This is a genomic window from Clostridium culturomicium, assembly GCF_000821305.1.
Classification (GTDB): Bacteria; Bacillota; Clostridia; order Clostridiales; family Clostridiaceae; genus Clostridium_J; species Clostridium_J culturomicium.
Window position 1 is genome coordinate 213,363 of sequence record NZ_CCXK01000015.1, and the last position, 15,790, is coordinate 229,152.

At 31.4% G+C, this 15,790-nt stretch carries 13 protein-coding genes, 1 pseudogene and 1 other annotated feature (1 of these 15 running past the window's edge); of the genes and pseudogenes, 2 read left to right on the top strand and 12 right to left on the bottom strand.

Annotation, left to right across the window (positions count from 1 at the left end):
- Positions 1-277: a binding site (T-box leader), on the bottom strand (it extends 45 nt beyond the left edge of the window).
- A 174-nt stretch (positions 278-451) separates the two neighbouring features.
- Positions 452-2,227, bottom strand: coding sequence for an ABC transporter ATP-binding protein (locus tag BN1075_RS07935; protein ID WP_040192592.1), 1,776 nt, complete (start codon positions 2,225-2,227; stop codon positions 452-454).
- Positions 2,227-3,954, bottom strand: coding sequence for an ABC transporter ATP-binding protein (locus tag BN1075_RS07940; RefSeq protein WP_040192593.1), 1,728 nt, complete (start codon positions 3,952-3,954; stop codon positions 2,227-2,229). The genes BN1075_RS07935 and BN1075_RS07940 overlap by 1 nt, the downstream gene beginning before the upstream one ends.
- Positions 3,955-4,146: 192 nt before the next feature.
- On the opposite strand from BN1075_RS07940, the gene BN1075_RS07945 reads away from it, so the two are divergent.
- Positions 4,147-4,977, top strand: coding sequence for a MerR family transcriptional regulator (locus BN1075_RS07945; protein WP_040192594.1), 831 nt, complete (start codon positions 4,147-4,149; stop codon positions 4,975-4,977).
- 25 nt (positions 4,978-5,002) lie between these two features.
- On the opposite strand, the gene BN1075_RS07950 is transcribed toward BN1075_RS07945, so the two are convergent.
- The 6 genes from BN1075_RS07950 to BN1075_RS07970 all read right to left on the bottom strand — a co-directional run bounded on the left by BN1075_RS07950 (position 5,003) and on the right by BN1075_RS07970 (position 9,582).
- A complete protein-coding gene (locus tag BN1075_RS07950) occupies positions 5,003-6,193 on the bottom strand; it encodes a pentapeptide repeat-containing protein (RefSeq protein ID WP_040192595.1) in 1,191 nt (396 codons plus the stop codon).
- Positions 6,194-6,354: 161 nt separating this feature from the next.
- On the bottom strand, positions 6,355-6,588 hold the full coding sequence (locus tag BN1075_RS07955) for a glutaredoxin domain-containing protein (protein ID WP_040192596.1): 234 nt from the start codon (positions 6,586-6,588) through the stop codon (positions 6,355-6,357).
- A gap of 100 nt (positions 6,589-6,688) precedes the next feature.
- A complete protein-coding gene (locus BN1075_RS07960) occupies positions 6,689-6,982 on the bottom strand; it encodes a DUF503 domain-containing protein (RefSeq protein WP_040192597.1) in 294 nt (97 codons plus the stop codon).
- A 169-nt stretch (positions 6,983-7,151) separates the two neighbouring features.
- Positions 7,152-8,408, bottom strand: a complete 1,257-nt coding sequence (locus BN1075_RS07965; protein ID WP_040192888.1) for a radical SAM protein — start codon at positions 8,406-8,408, stop codon at positions 7,152-7,154.
- Between the two features lie 8 nt (positions 8,409-8,416).
- On the bottom strand, positions 8,417-8,548 hold the full coding sequence (locus BN1075_RS22340) for a hypothetical protein (protein WP_268871537.1): 132 nt from the start codon (positions 8,546-8,548) through the stop codon (positions 8,417-8,419).
- 134 nt (positions 8,549-8,682) lie between these two features.
- The gene (locus tag BN1075_RS07970) at positions 8,683-9,582 is read right to left on the bottom strand and encodes a metallophosphoesterase (RefSeq protein WP_040192598.1); all 900 of its coding nucleotides are present in this window, start codon (positions 9,580-9,582) and stop codon (positions 8,683-8,685) included.
- Positions 9,583-9,778: 196 nt separating this feature from the next.
- Between BN1075_RS07970 and BN1075_RS07975 the strand changes: the two genes are divergently transcribed.
- The gene (locus BN1075_RS07975) at positions 9,779-10,402 is read left to right on the top strand and encodes a methyltransferase (protein ID WP_040192599.1); all 624 of its coding nucleotides are present in this window, start codon (positions 9,779-9,781) and stop codon (positions 10,400-10,402) included.
- Between the two features lie 43 nt (positions 10,403-10,445).
- Here BN1075_RS07975 and BN1075_RS07980 read toward each other — a convergent pair whose 3' ends face one another.
- From BN1075_RS07980 to pyk, 4 genes and pseudogenes are all read right to left on the bottom strand, one after another.
- Positions 10,446-11,846 carry a L,D-transpeptidase family protein gene (locus BN1075_RS07980; RefSeq protein WP_040192600.1) on the bottom strand — a complete coding sequence of 467 codons (1,401 nt, stop codon included), beginning with the start codon at positions 11,844-11,846 and terminating at the stop codon, positions 10,446-10,448.
- 151 nt (positions 11,847-11,997) lie between these two features.
- Positions 11,998-12,717, bottom strand: a complete 720-nt coding sequence (locus tag BN1075_RS07985; RefSeq protein WP_040192601.1) for a transglycosylase domain-containing protein — start codon at positions 12,715-12,717, stop codon at positions 11,998-12,000.
- A gap of 185 nt (positions 12,718-12,902) precedes the next feature.
- On the bottom strand, positions 12,903-14,195 hold the full coding sequence (eno, locus tag BN1075_RS07990) for a phosphopyruvate hydratase (RefSeq protein ID WP_040192602.1): 1,293 nt from the start codon (positions 14,193-14,195) through the stop codon (positions 12,903-12,905).
- Positions 14,196-14,271: 76 nt separating this feature from the next.
- Positions 14,272-15,693: pseudogene (gene pyk / locus BN1075_RS07995) on the bottom strand (pyruvate kinase); the annotation flags it as partial.
- Positions 15,694-15,790 lie beyond the last annotated feature (97 nt).

Consider the following 15,790-nt stretch of genomic DNA (forward strand, 5'->3'; position numbering starts at 1 on the left):
TTCCTATAATAATATATAAATCTTTATTTAATTTAACACCAGCTTTATTCCTAGTCAAATATAAAAGATTCTAGTAATACAGGCCTCCATAGCACTCAGTTACATATCTATCAATATGCTTTTCTTTTAACGGTGAAAAACTCCGTCAACGCCTACTTCAATTCGGGTTGCTTCTCAAAGATGATTTTCAGAATTAATTTGAACATTGGCTTTCAGCTAATTGCCAACTCTCTGTGGAACAAAAATAAAACTTACTCTTTCTCGTCATAGAATTTACTTAAATTTTATATTATTCATAATATTACACATTCTAATCCATGTCAATATTTAATTTATCTTCTTTTTCATGTAAACTTTAACAAATTATAAATTGCATAATACTCATTGAAATTCCCCCTATACTTCCACTAAAAAAAGGAAACCATTAATTATGATTTCCTTCTTTCTTGCCTTAAGCTTGCTCTGCAAACTGGCTATTATATAATTTTTCGTAGAATCCACCTTGAGCCATTAACTCTTCATGATTTCCTTGTTCTATTATACTTCCATCATTAACCACCAAGATTAAATCAGCACTCTTTATTGTTGAAAGTCTATGTGCAATAACAAAACTGGTTCTGCCCTTCATAATGTTCTGCATTGCCTTTTGAAGCATAAGTTCAAGTCTTGTATCAACGGAACTTGTGGCTTCATCAAGAATTAAAATTGATGGATTAGAAATTATTGCCCTTGCTATAGTTAAAAGCTGTTTTTCTCCTTGTGAAATATTAGATGCTTCCTCATTAAGGAACATATTATATCCATCTGGAAGGGTCTTTATAAAGTGATGTACATTAGCTATTTTAGCAGCTTCGATTATTTCTTCCCTTGATGCTCCGAAACGTCCATATTCTATATTTTCATATATGGTTCCATTAAATAGCCATGTATCTTGAAGCACCATTCCAAACATAGAGCGTAAATCCTCTCTTTTCATATCCCTTGTATCAACACCATCTATTTTGATAGCTCCACCTTGTATTTCATAAAATCTCATAAGCAGATTTATCAGTGTAGTTTTTCCAGCCCCAGTTGGTCCAACAATAGCAACCATCTGCCCACTTTTTATTTCTGCATTTAAATCCTTTATTAAAGGTTTATCCGCATTATATCCAAATTTAACATGTTCAAAACTCACATTTCCCTTTGGATTTTCAAGTTTAATCGAAGCCTCTTTATCCTTAATCTCTTCCTCTTCATCTAAGAATTCAAACACACGCTCTACAGCTGCAAATGCAGATTGTATTGCAGATGATAATTGAGTTACCTGTGAAAGTGGTTGGTTTATCTGCCATATGTAACGAATAAAGGCTTGAAGATTACCAACAGTAATTTTCCCTGCAATAGCAGTTATTCCACCCATAACTCCTATTACAGCAATACCTAAATAACTCAACAGAGAAATTAGAGGAGACATAGTACTTGATATAAATTGAGCTTTAAATCCATTAATACACAATTCCTCATTTATTCTCTTAAAATCTTCTATGGAGTCTTCCTGCTTCCCATATAGCTTTATTTCATTAAAGCCAGTATACATTTCCTGTACAGCACCATTTAACTTTCCTAAAGCATTCTGCTGCGCCTCAAACAACCTTTGTGATTTATTTACTATAATCTTTGAAACTATTAAACTTCCTGGAATTATTAGAACTGCAACCAATGCCATCTTCACATTAATTGTAAACATCATAATAAGCGCAAAGCTTATAGATAAAATTGAAATAATTATCTGGCTAAAGCTTTGTTGAAGTGCATTCGAAATAGTATCAATATCATTAGTTATACGGCTTAACACATCACCATAACTATTTCCATCAAAATAGCTCACTGGCAAACTTCTGATTTTATCTTGAACTGCATTTCTTAAATCCCTTATAGCATTTTGTATTCCATTTGTTAATAAGTAAGATGCTCCATAGGTTGCAGCTGCATTTATGGTGTAAACAATACCCAAAAGTATAAGTACTTTAATAATATATTCAAAGTTAACTGAAGCACCAGTAATTCCTTTTATCAAATCAAAAGAGTCATTTGTAAGCTGTGTTATAATTAACCCCTCAACAAAAGGTGATAATGCATTTGTTATTGTAGCTAACACTATCAATGTTATTGCAATTATAAAATAACCTTTATATGGTTCTATATATGGAGAAATTTTTCTTATTGTGTCTTTTAACTTTTTCATTATGCTAATTCCTCCTTTGAAAGTTGTGATGCTGCTATCTCATAATATATTTCACAATTTTTTAGAAGCTCTCTATGAGTACCCATTCCAACAACTTCACCTTCATTTAAAACTATGATTTTATCAGCATCCATTATAGACCCAATTCTTTGTGCAACAATTAAAACCACTGAATTTTGTGTTTCTTTCTTTAATCGTGCCCTAAGCTCTGCATCTGTTTTAAAGTCTAAAGCTGAAAAACTATCATCAAAGATATATATTTCTGGACGTCTCACTATTGCTCTTGCAATTGACAGCCTTTGTTTTTGACCACCAGAAACATTGGTACCACCTTCACTTATATGCTCATCAAACTTCTTAGGTTTTTTAGAAATAAACTCATAAGCTTGAGCTATTTTAGATGAATCTTCAACTTCTTCAGTTGTAGCTTTTTTCTTACCCATCTTTATATTACTTTTAATGCTTCCAGTAAATAATCTTGCCTTTTGTGGAATAAATCCTATTTTTTTACGGAGAACCTTTAAATCAAAGTCTCTGACATCTATACCATCAACCTTAACTGACCCTTCAGTTACATCATAAAATCTTGGAATTAAGTTTATTAGTGTACTCTTCCCACTTCCTGTACTTCCAATAAAGGCCACAGTTTCACCCTTCACTGCCTTAAAGGTAACATCTTTTATTACAGGCTCCTCCCCATCTGGATAAGTAAAGGTTACATTTTCAAATTCTACTACACCTTTTATCTTTGTTTCCTTTACACCATTTTCTGGGTTTCTAATTAGTGGTTCCTCATTTAGTAGTTCTTCAATTCTCTCTGCTGAAACCTGAGCTCTTGGGTACATTGTAAATACTGTAGAGAACAGCATCATAGAGAACATTGCATGGAATAAATATTCTATAAATGCAACTAATTGTCCAACCTGAAGAGTTCCCATGTTAATCATATTGCTTGCAATCCAAAATACAATAATTATGGCAATACTCAAAAGATAGAAAAATGCTGGGTACGCTACTGCCATAAGCTTAAATAGCTTTTTAGATAATCCCGCATAATCTTCATTATTTTCAGCAAATCTAACTCTTTCATGATTATCATTTCCAAAAGCTCTAATAACCCTGATACCAGTTAAATTCTCACGTGATATTTGATTCAACTTGTCTAACTTCTTTTGCTGACTTTGTGAAATCGGGTGAGAAGTTTTAGCTATTATAACAACTCCGATTACAATTACTGGTATTGTAACAAGTAATATAGTTGATAATTTAAGATTTGTTCTTACTATCATAAACAAACTTGAAAAGAACATAACAGGAGTTATTAATGCCATTCTTAATATTGTATTTGTGAACTGCATTAACTGAAAAGCATCATTAGTTGTTCTTGTAATCATTGATGATATTCCAAATTTATCATATTCGCTATGAGAAAAATCCTGTGATTTTTTAAAGATGTCATTTCTTATATCTCTTACCATTCCATTAGAAATCTTTGATGAACAATAAGCCAAAACAATATTTCCAAATGTCCCTAAAAGAGAGATAAGTAAAATAACCATTCCCATTCTTTTTATATACTCTATATCTCCATTAGCAATTCCATTATCTATAACATCCGCCATGATTGTTGGTATTCCTAGTTCAACAAGAGCAAATCCGAAAACTGATATTATGTTTATCATAATAAGCAGTTTATAATTTTTTAAGTACTTTAAAATTAACCTCATCTCTTTTAATACTCCTTCTTTTTAAATTTATATAATCTAATCTGTAATTAGTTATAATATCCTTCATACCTTAACTATATATTCTTACTTTCTTTGCTATTTATAAATTTTATATTATTGAATACTTGTCTCCACATCATTATAATAATATAAGGTATACGGTAACCGTATAGTCAATAGGGGGATAAAATCATGAATAACGATTACAAGAAATATTTTAACACTGGTGAATTTTCAAAGTTATGCCATGTAAAAAAACAAACACTTTTTCACTATGATGATATAGGTATTTTCTCACCTGAAGTAAAAGATTCAAATGGATACCGCTATTACTCTTATCAGCAATTTGAGGTTTTTGGCGTTATTTCTATGCTAAAAGAATTAAAGATGCCGCTAAAGGAAATTAAAGCTTATCTGGACAACAGAACTCCAGATTCTTTCGTTGAACTCTTCGAAAATAAGCTTGTTGAAATTGATGAAGAAATAAAAAAACTCCAAAGAACACGAATGCTCATGGAAAAAAAATTATCTTCTATTAAAAAATGTACTAATATTGACCCCAATAAAATCACAATAGAATTTATGGAAGAAGAAACTCTTGTCATAAGCCGTTCTATTGAAAATGTTAGTCATAAGGATTATTTAAAGACCGTTTCTGACCACCTTGATTATTATTTTACCAACAGCATTAACTCTGATTACAGCATTGGACTTATAATAAATAAAGAAAATATCTTGGCTGGAGTTCAATATAATTACTCTTATCTTTACTCTAGGATTAACAGTACTTCAGAAAGTTCATATAAATTTATAAAGCCTAGTGGTTTATATGCCATTGCTTATCATCTCGGTGATCCTGAAAATCTTGATGAAAGTTATCAGAGAGTTGTTAGATACCTTGAAAAGTCCAAACTTAAAATGGGCGAATTTGCATATGAAGAGTTTATTCTTGATGAAACAACTGTAAAAGATAAAGAAAATTATCTTACTCAAATAATAGTTGAAATAGACTCAAATAATTAAGGCTGGAGGTACTCCTCCAGCCTTTTCATCTTACTAATTTTCTAGTTATTGTTCCTATGCCTATACCCATCATTATGACCCCTAAAACCATTTCCACATTGGATAGCATATATGCTGCCGGCGTTGGACCTGCAGTAATCATCCCTAAACCTGCAAATATTCCACAGCTTAAATTTAAAGTTTCATTGAACTGTTTAACGAACTGGCTAAAACTTTTAGGTAATCCTATTCCAAGCAAATAAATTATTGTTTCACCTTCAATATCAAGTCCAACCAAAATATATAGTATTGCAAAAAGTAAAACTAGTGTTAATGATGTAATTAATGGATGTAACATTCTTTCGCCATATCCACAAGTAGCAAAATATACAAATGATAATACCTTTGCTCTAAGCGTATCTAAACTTTTACGCTGAAAATTTTTGCAAATATAATAATACTCACCAAAATTATTACTTAAATTATCTTCTTTAAATTTGTCTGCAATTGTTTCATAAACCATATACAGGCCTTCATACTCATTCTTTGTCTTCTCTATTGGTTTAATTTTATCTATGAAGGTTTTTTCATTAACTTTTGTTTTCAGTTTGTCATTAAACTCGAAGTCAACCAAGTATGTATTTACAATTTTAGCTCCTGATAAATCTACATCTGCAAAATTTGTTCTCTTCATATATGAGTCTATAATTATTGTATTGGACATATCTGATAATTCAAAGCTTGTATCCTTAAAGTTACAGTTTCTTAATATCAAATAAGTTATGTCACAGCTGAGAAATTTACTATATATCTTACAATTATCAAATTCACAAGACAAGTTATCTTTTTTATTTAAAGACGGCTCCTTTTTTATTTTTTCTAATAGGAAGGTGCAATCTTCAAAAATTACTCCTCCTCCCCCAAAATCACATTCTTTAAACTTACAGCCTATAAAAGTACAATTCTTAAACTTAATATTATAAAACTTACACCCCTTAAAAATAGAGCACACTATATTCAAACCAGTAAACTCTGAAAACTTTCCTTCATCTTGTGTTCTTTCATTATTAAAAACCTTACCTTCAAAGGTTTTAAAACTGTACTTTTCACTTGGTATGACATCTATTATTGTTTTATCCTTAATTATTTCTTTATAAAGGGCCTCATTATTGCTTCTTCTATGGTTAAGCTGATCCTTTGCAGCACTAACTTCTTCCTTAAAGTTTATATATGCCATACACCCTCACCTCTCATCTTAAATTTAATTGGAAGCTAAAAACGAATAACTTTAGTATTACTCCGTTATAAATTAAAATACATTCATATGCTCCTTACCATTTTATTCATAAAATAAAAAGTTGGATTTTAGAAACTTACTCCAAACTCCAACTTATTACCTTATTTTATTTTTTCTAAAGCATCCTCAATTTCAGTTCTCTTGTACCCAACAATAACTTCATCTCCTATAGTTATCACAGGTACAGTCCATTGCTCTGATACTTCAAATACTATATGTCTATCTTGCTTATAGTCAGGAACAATAATTTCCTCAAAAGCTACACCCTTTTTCTCAAGATACATTTTTAATATTTTACATTCAGGACACCAGTCTACAGAATATACTTTAATCATATAATCACCTCAATTAATAATTATTATTCTTTAATTAATATTATTAATACCATACATTCCATTTATATTCAAGTTTTTTATTATCTACGAGGTAGACTTCTTAAAACTTATATACCTCAACTTCTTCTTCAATACCAATAATTTCAGCATCCGTATTACTTTCTATAAAATTAACTATGTTCTCCATGGTTGAATCTAATTGTGCTGATGTTCCACCTATTCCCGCTATTCCTATTACAATTGTTTGATGAATATCTTGCTCATCTATTTCACTTACAGAAACATTAAATTTATTTTTCACTCTTTGCACTAAGCTCTTAACTACCATTCTTTTTTCTTTTAATGAGTGTACCCATGCAGCCCTTAGAGTTACATGCATTAGAAATATTTTCACTTTAACTACTCCTTTTTAATATAATTTTCCACACATTAGAAAAATAATAACCCTCAATACTTACTATATTTTTATTATTCTTCCCTTTTATTTTATGAATACTTCATCACTATAAAAAATACGAGGATGACTATAATACTCATTTGTATCTTGATAGCTTCCTCGCACTTTAATCTTCCCACCGTCTTTCATAAGGATTGTACTTGCATGTATTTCCACGTTCATAGATTTTTTCACTTTCTACAGCTACAGGTCTGCAATCTTTACATACATATCTGTATTCACAATCACAACAAACCTTAATTAAATCTCTAGAAACATTCCACACTTCTTTCTTCAAATATTCACTTAATATTTCCTCAAGAGAATGGGTAAAAACATTATACTTTAGGTTAATAAATTTTTCTCCCATTATACATGGACTTATTTCCCCATTGCACCCAATATTTATTTTCCCTTGCCAACAGCTGTTACCTGAAAAATTTTTAATAAACTCTGCCTTTGAGATGCCTTGAAAGTTTGGTTTAATCTTAACTCTTCCACACTTTAAACCCTGTAAACCTGGTATAAGATTACTCTTTTCCTTTCCAACATCTCTAATAACATCTATTTTGGCCTTTCTTCCAGTAATACCATATAAAAATTCTTGTATACTCTGTGTTTCTTCAACATTATATTTCATTATTACAGTATTGGCTTGTACATACACACCCTTGCTTCTTAGTTTTTTTATTCCTGCAATGGTTTTATCAAAACTTCCAATATGATTAGTAATTTTATCATGTATCTCTTTATTTTTAGAATATACTGAAGTAACTACCTTAACATTATTTTTTATAATACATGCTACAACCTCGTCTGTCAGTAATGTAAGATTAGAATATAAAATTATATCTGTTTGTTTATTTCTATTACTGATAAACTCAATTAAGAGTTCTATATCTTTGAACAATAATGGTTCTCCACCTATTAAAATAATTCTTTTAGGTTTAAACCTTTCAAGCTGAAGTATAACTTCCTCCCACTGCTTTAAATTCAGAATCCTAAGGCCAATATCCCTTTTGGGATTAGAATCCATATAACAGTGGCAGCATTTTAAATTGCATGACTTCCTTAGTTCTAACCATACTGTATCTAATTTATCATAAATACATTTTTCAAAGGCTTCATTTTTAATCCACACCTTTGAGTAAAACCCTAGTTTTTTATCCACAAGCTGATCTAAATATCCTAACAATTTATTCTTATCAAGGTTCCCTGCCTGATTAATCACTTCTGAAATAGTTTTTCCTTCTAACAATTGCTTTAAACATATTTTAGAAGCTGCATCAATAGAATACAACTTTTTATTCTTCAAATCTTGTATTAATCCACCACATGCACCTTCTACAAGAATTATATCTTCATTAAAATTGAAATACTTCATACTTATCACTATATTTCTTCATCATCCATTTCACTTGGAATACATGCATCATCTGTAGGATTACAATCATCAAAGAAGTCTGGAAAACAGCTTGTTGATGTATTCTCTCCATAATTTATCTCTACTAATTCAAAATCCATAATATCATCCTCCTATAAATGAGCTTTCAAATCAACGATTTGAATTCTCCAACTTGCCTCCTTCAAACCCGAAAGCGCTGTCTTAATAATATTATACATAATGAATAATGTATCTAATATAGCTTTTAAATAATTTATCTTAATTTTTCAAAGTAAACAGTTAATTTAGTTGGTCCTTCTAGAACTTCTCTTGCTACTATTAAAACCCCATCCTGCCTTGCTGTAACCTGCCACTTAACTAGTATTATACTTCCACTAAAAATTTCTATCGCAGTTATACATCTTGGATGTACACAGCTTCCATCATTAAAATATGCTGTCTGCCCCGGGCTAGGATATACTGGTCTATGAGTATGACCTGCAATTATCATCTTTTTTTCTATTTTAGCCCACTCAGCAAGATTTTTTTCAATATTATCTTTTTTCCTGTAGTCTTTTGCAGCTCTAGTTGGATCATTTACTCCAAATAACTCCAGTGGCTTCCATAAATATCTTACTAAAGTTCTGCTTAATTTCCACAGTTTATTATTAAAGAAATCCACTTGATGTCCATGCAATAACAAAATTTTATCCTTAGTAGGTTTATAATGTAATATAATTCCCTCTTGAACTTTAATACCAGGAAACAACGGCACATCCTTCTTCTGAACACTGTCATACATAGTGTACATATTATCCTTCACATACTTTTCATCTTTCTTAACTATATCATGATTACCATAAATTAAATGAAGTCTTTTTTTACTATAAAACTTACTTAAAAGCCAAAATACATGACTGTGTATTTCCTTTATATCATCTAATGATCTATTCTCCCAAAGCTCATCCCCATCACCTAGCTCAATATAGGTATATCCATTTTCGTAATAATAATTTAAAGCCCGAAAGGCTATACTCTGATTTCTCGCGAAATTATCACTCCAATTACCATCACCCCTATGACAATCACTCATCAAAACAAATTTAGAGGTATCATCAAAGCTAATAACATCTGCCTTATTGAACACTTGCGAAATCTCCTTTAAAGAATTCATATTGGTACCCCGCTTTATTAAATTTTCTTCTTATATAATATTCTTGAATTATATTTTATGTTAAAAATATTTGCATGGGTTTATGGATAATACTATACTTTATAAGGAATTAACAACTAATTATTTATATAATTAATTCTTATTTTGAGATATCTTAGCAATATAATTTATCTAATTAACTTAGAAAGGTACAATGATGAAAGAACAAGACTACGAAAGATTATTAAACATAAAAACTAGCGGTAAGGAAAAATTACTTAATTATTCATTCCACTATAATGTCTATGAACCAACGTCATATGATGCCCTAGCTCTTCTTACTGAGGAATATAATATCCACAGTGAAGACAGCATTATCGATTTTGGTTGTGGAAAAGGAAGATTAAACTTTTATTTGAATTATTTTTTTGGAGCAACTGTGACTGGAATTGAAATGAATAAATACTATTTTGAAGAAGCTATAGCTAATAAAAAAAGTTATTTACAAAATCACAAAACTAAAGAAAATAAGATAAACTTTTTATGCTGTCTAGCAGAAGAATATGAAATAAAACCTTCAGATAATAAATTTTATTTTTTTAACCCATTTTCACTCTCTATTTTTATAAAGGTTCTTGGTAATATATTCGACTCCCTTGATAACCATGAACGACCAATTGATTTAATACTTTACTATCCTTCAGAGGACTTTATAGATTACCTCGAAAACAGTACCGCTTTTAATTTAATAAAAGAAATTAAATTAAAAGCGCTATATAAAACTGACCCGAATCAACGTTTTTTAATTTATCACTTAAATTACAACAATCCTATACATTAAAAAGAACTTCGAGCTCTCTCGAAGTTCTTTTATTATCATTATTTTAATAGTAGCAAATTACAGGTATACCAGCCTCTATATTATTAAATATTGCTTCTGCTACACTATATGGAAGATTTACACATCCATGAGAACCATCATACTGATATATTCCTCCACCAAATGATCCTCTCCATATAGCATCATGTAAGCCTATATCCCAGTTAAATGGCATCCAAAAGCTAACTGGTGATTCATAACCTGGGCCCCTCAAAATAGCATTTCTTTCAGTATATTTTAATACATAAGTTCCTTGTGGCGTTGCATATTGAGTATTAGCTGTACCCGTAACACAACTTCCTGATGTAATCAAGTTACCATCTTTATAATACCATACCTGTTGAGTAGTTAAATTTATTTCAACATAGGTATTACCAACATCACTTCCAGTTCTTGACGCTGCACTTTGATCATAACTTGGATCTATTGTTACAGATTCCCCACTTCCTATAGCATCTCTAATAGCTTGAATTGTGCTTTCTTTATCAAGAATCCAACCATAATCTCCTCCAACAACTGTTGCTGTAGTTCCTAAAGAGGTACTGAATTGCCTTGTACTTCCATAAGTGTTGTAGCTTGCTGCTAAGCTATCAGCATAACTATTAATGTAATCCTCATTAATAGCTACATTATAATTTTCATCTACATCTAACCAAGTACTAATAGTTGCCCCACTTAGCAATTCCTTTGTGTCTCCAAAATTAAATGTTATATTAGTGGCAGTATACTTATCAAGCTTAGCTTTAGCATCAATAATTTCTTTAGAATCAGATAGCACTATTGGATTTTCATAATAACCTAATTCTTCAAATTTTATCTCTTGTTCTCTATTTACTATTGAATTTATAATACCTTTTGATACTTCCTCTGATTTTAGTTTATTACCTTTAATCTCTGGTGTAATTACGAATTCTCCAGCCTTTAATTCCAGCACTGCATTCTGCGGTTCAACAACGTTTTCTGTCTTTAAGCAATCTAACTTATCAATTGCTCCCTTTAAAGCAGCCTCATCATATTTTACCTCTTCTTTTAACTCAATATCCTTCTTCCCAAAGAATCCGGATATCCATCCATAAGGGCTTTGCTTTTTTTTCAAATTTTCAATATCATTACCTAATTCATACTCATATCCAATATCTGAACCCTTAATAACCTCAGTTTTTCCATCGCGCTCAACCAACTTTAATTCATAATCATTCGCTTTTGCTGTAATTTCTTTTTTAACTTCATCTACAGTTTTATAGCTAGCATTCACTCCATTAATTGTTGTTCCATAACGAAAATGATTTGTAAAGAAAAAAGCTATCCCAAGATATATTGCTAACAAAGCACAAACCCCTGCTAATATTCCTAATATAATTTTTTTATTGGGACCTTTTCTAAGTTCAGTAGTTTTAGTTTCCATAGCAGAACCCCTCCTTGATAACATTTTACCAATATTTGTATTTAATTGCCATACTTTTCCTCTTGTTATGCGTAAAAATTTTTATCAAGTTTGTTTATTATATAAATTAATTTTATATAATAAAAAAGCTCTGCAATTATATGCAAAGCTCTTACTGTTCAACAAATCTATATAAACTTTCTTCATATACTTCCTCTACTAAATCTCTAGAAACATAATTATTTTTAATCATCGCTGATATTACAATTTGACTTCTCACCTCTGCACCCTCATAATTCTTAGATAATGCATAGTAATCTGGTGCTTGTGGTAATCCGGCCAATAAAACAGCTTCATCAAAGTTAATTTCTTTTGGAGCCTTTCCAAAATATACTTCTGAAGCATTTTTTATTCCCCAGTTTCCATCTCCATAATATATTTCATTAACATACAACTCCAAAATTTCATCCTTGGAGTATTTTGCCTCCAATCTGTTAACTACAAATAGTTCTGCTATTTTTCTTTCAAATTTTTGTTCATTTGTGAAAAATAAATTCTTTGCAAGCTGTTGAGATATTGTACTTCCTCCCATAACTATTTCACCAGCTCTTAAATTGCTGACTACAGCTCTACCTAATGATATATAATCTATTCCACCATGCTTATAAAACCTATGGTCCTCCACTGCTACAATACCATTCAGAAAATCCTTTGATATATCCTTAAGTTCAACATAATCTTCACTTTCTCTTAAACTTGTAACTTTTTCTTCTATACTAATTTTTGAAATTGAAGTTTTATATAGTAAATAGCCACTACCAATTAAATATGTTCCTAATAAAAATCCAATAACCATAAAACAAAGCACTATATTTTTTAATAGTTTCTTCATAAAACCATCTCCTTAAGTTCGAATGAATATGAAAATGAGTTTCCTCTTTTAAGTTATTCTATACTTTTATTATAAATTACCTAAGGGAAAAGTTTTATCGATGTAGCTTACAGCTATCTTACATTATTGTCATATAAAAAAAGCAATAGCTACATGATAAGTAACTATCGCTTACAAAAATTATTCTATTTCTTTAAGTTGTAGAAAGATTTTAATCCACAATATCTTGAGTTTTTACCCACAGCTTCTTCAATTCTTAACAGTTGGTTGTATTTAGCCACTCTGTCTGTTCTTGATGGAGCTCCAGTTTTAATTTGTCCAACATTTAGAGCAACTGATAAATCTGCTATTGTTGTATCTTCAGTTTCTCCTGATCTATGAGACATAACCGCTGTATATCCAGCCCTCTTAGCCATTTCTATAGCATCTAAAGTTTCTGTGATTGTTCCGATTTGGTTAACCTTTATTAAGATAGAATTAGCAATTCCTGCTTCTATTCCTCTTTCTAATCTGTCAGTATTAGTAACAAATAGATCATCTCCAACAAGCTGAACCTTTTTACCTAATCTCTCAGTTAGCTCTTTCCAGCCATCCCAATCCTCTTCGTTTAATCCATCTTCTATAGTAACTATTGGGAAGTTAGTTATCCACTCTTCATATAAATCTATCATCTGAGTAGAAGTTAACTCTTTTCCTTCTCCAGCTAATACATATGTCTTAGTTTCATCGTTGTACATTTCTGATGCAGCGACGTCCATTCCAAGCATTATATCTTTTCCTGGCTCATATCCAGCCTTTGTAATAGCTTCAACGATTAACTCTAAAGCAGCTCTGTTTGAAGATAAGTTTGGTGCAAATCCACCCTCATCACCAACTCCGCAACCTAATCCTTTTTCACCTAATACCTTCTTAAGGGCATGGAATACCTCCGCACCCATTCTTAGTGCTTCCTTAAACGTAGGAGCCCCTACTGGCAAAATCATAAACTCTTGTACGTCTACGTTGTTATCAGCATGCTCTCCACCATTTAAAATATTCATCATTGGAACTGGTAATTGCTTAGCATTTACTCCACCAATGTACTTGTATAATGGTAAACCTGTTTCCTGCGCAGCAGCTCTTGCAACGGCCATAGAAACTCCTAGTATTGCGTTAGCTCCTAATTTGCCTTTGTTATATGTTCCATCCAGATCAATCATAAGCTTGTCTACTAATGGTTGATCAGTTCCCTCAACGCCTTTTAAAGCCGGGGCAATAACTTCATTGACGTTATTAACAGCCTTTTCAACACCTTTACCTAAATATCTGCTTTTGTCTCCATCTCTTAACTCAACAGCTTCAAAAGCTCCTGTTGATGCACCTGATGGAACAATAGCTCTTCCTTTTGCTCCACTATGTAATGTAACCTCAACTTCTACAGTTGGATTTCCTCTTGAATCTAAAACTTCTCTTGCGTATACTGCTTCTATTACTGACATATGTATCTCTCCTTTTTTACATATCCTAGAGCTTTTTCAGCCCTAGGATATTTTTATAAATTTAGCTGATTAATTATATAGTGTGAACTTTTATAAGGTTTGTTGTACCCTTAACACCTATTGGAGCTCCAGCTGTAATTATAACTAAGTCTCCATCTTCAACTAAATCTTGCTCTTTTGCTGAATCTATAGATTTACCTATCATTTCATCTATGTTTCCAACTCCAGAAGTTTTTACTGGATATACTCCCCAGCATAAAGCTAATCTTCTCATTACACCTTCGTCTTGAGTTGTAGCGATAATTGGAGCTTCTGGTCTAAATCTTGAAACCATTTTTGCAGTATAACCTGAACTTGTAAATGTAACTATTGCTGCTGCATTAAGGCTCATAGCTGTTGTGCAAGTTGCCAAACTTATAGCATTTGTTACTGAACACTCATGTAAAGTCTTTCCTCTTAAAATTACATTGTGATCTAAGCTTTGCTCAGTTCTCTTTGCGATAGCTGCCATTGTTTTAACAGCTTCTACTGGGTATTTACCTGCAGCAGTTTCTCCAGAAAGCATTATAGCATCTGTACCATCGTAGATAGCGTTTGCTACGTCTGTAACTTCAGCTCTAGTTGGTCTTGGGTTTCTCATCATAGAGTCAAGCATTTGAGTAGCAGTTATAACTGGTTTACCTACTTTATTACATTTCTCTATCATCATTTTTTGAGCTATTGGCACTTCCTCTGTTGGTATTTCAACTCCAAGGTCTCCTCTAGCTACCATTATTCCATCAGATACTTCAATGATTTCATCAATATTGTCTATACCTTCTTGGTTTTCTATTTTAGAAATTATTTCTATATGCTCAGCGTTGTTTTTAGCTAAAACTTCTTTTATAGCTAAAACGTCTGATGCTTTTCTTACGAAAGAAGCTGCAATAAAGTCTATTCCTTGAGATATACCAAATTCAATATCACTTATATCTTTTTCAGTTAAAGCTGGAAGATTGATTTTAACACCTGGAACGTTAACTCCTTTGTGGTTTTTAACTATTCCTGAGTTCTCAACTATACAGTGTATATCATCACCATTAACTTCTTTAACTTTTAATCCTACTAGACCATCATCTATAAGGATTGTATCTCCTGCTACTACATCGCTTGCTAACCCTTTATAGCTTACTGTACATATTTCTTTAGTTCCTAAAACATCTTTCATTGTTATAGTAAACTCTTGTCCTTCTTCAAGTAAAACTTCCGGTAAAGAGAAGCTTCCTGTTCTGATTTCTGGACCCTTTGTATCAAGTAATATTGCTACAGGTTGGCCAAGGTCTTCTCTAACTTTTTTAACGATATCCATTCTACCTTTATGTTCTTCGTGTGATCCGTGCGAGAAGTTAAATCTGCATACATTTAAACCGTTTTTAACTAATTCTGTTAATACTTCTTCTTTATCTGATGCAGGACCTAATGTACATACTATTTTTGTTCTCTTATTATCTCTTAACATTTGTATTCTCCTCATTTCTTAATCTTTAGTCTAAAATAGCCTTTCTCGAACCCATAGACAACCTAAGAATAAAATCACCTCATTCTTAGGTTGTCGT

Bases quoted from the DNA above. Each gene is read 5' to 3' on its own strand.
- BN1075_RS07970 (WP_040192598.1), bottom strand. From the start codon at position 9,582: ATGAATTCTTTAAAGGAGATTTCGCAAGTGTTCAATAAGGCAGATGTT.
- eno (WP_040192602.1), bottom strand. From the start codon at position 14,195: ATGTCAGTAATAGAAGCAGTATACGCAAGAGAAGTTTTAGATTCAAGA.
- BN1075_RS07965 (WP_040192888.1), bottom strand. From the start codon at position 8,408: ATGAAGTATTTCAATTTTAATGAAGATATAATTCTTGTAGAAGGTGCA.
- BN1075_RS07955 (WP_040192596.1), bottom strand. From the start codon at position 6,588: ATGATTAAAGTATATTCTGTAGACTGGTGTCCTGAATGTAAAATATTA.
- BN1075_RS07935 (WP_040192592.1), bottom strand. From the start codon at position 2,227: ATGAAAAAGTTAAAAGACACAATAAGAAAAATTTCTCCATATATAGAA.
- BN1075_RS07980 (WP_040192600.1), bottom strand. From the start codon at position 11,846: ATGGAAACTAAAACTACTGAACTTAGAAAAGGTCCCAATAAAAAAATT.
- BN1075_RS07950 (WP_040192595.1), bottom strand. From the start codon at position 6,193: ATGGCATATATAAACTTTAAGGAAGAAGTTAGTGCTGCAAAGGATCAG.
- BN1075_RS07985 (WP_040192601.1), bottom strand. From the start codon at position 12,717: ATGAAGAAACTATTAAAAAATATAGTGCTTTGTTTTATGGTTATTGGA.
- BN1075_RS07940 (WP_040192593.1), bottom strand. From the start codon at position 3,954: ATGAGGTTAATTTTAAAGTACTTAAAAAATTATAAACTGCTTATTATG.
- BN1075_RS07975 (WP_040192599.1), top strand. From the start codon at position 9,779: ATGAAAGAACAAGACTACGAAAGATTATTAAACATAAAAACTAGCGGT.
- BN1075_RS22340 (WP_268871537.1), bottom strand. From the start codon at position 8,548: ATGGATTTTGAATTAGTAGAGATAAATTATGGAGAGAATACATCAACA.
- BN1075_RS07945 (WP_040192594.1), top strand. From the start codon at position 4,147: ATGAATAACGATTACAAGAAATATTTTAACACTGGTGAATTTTCAAAG.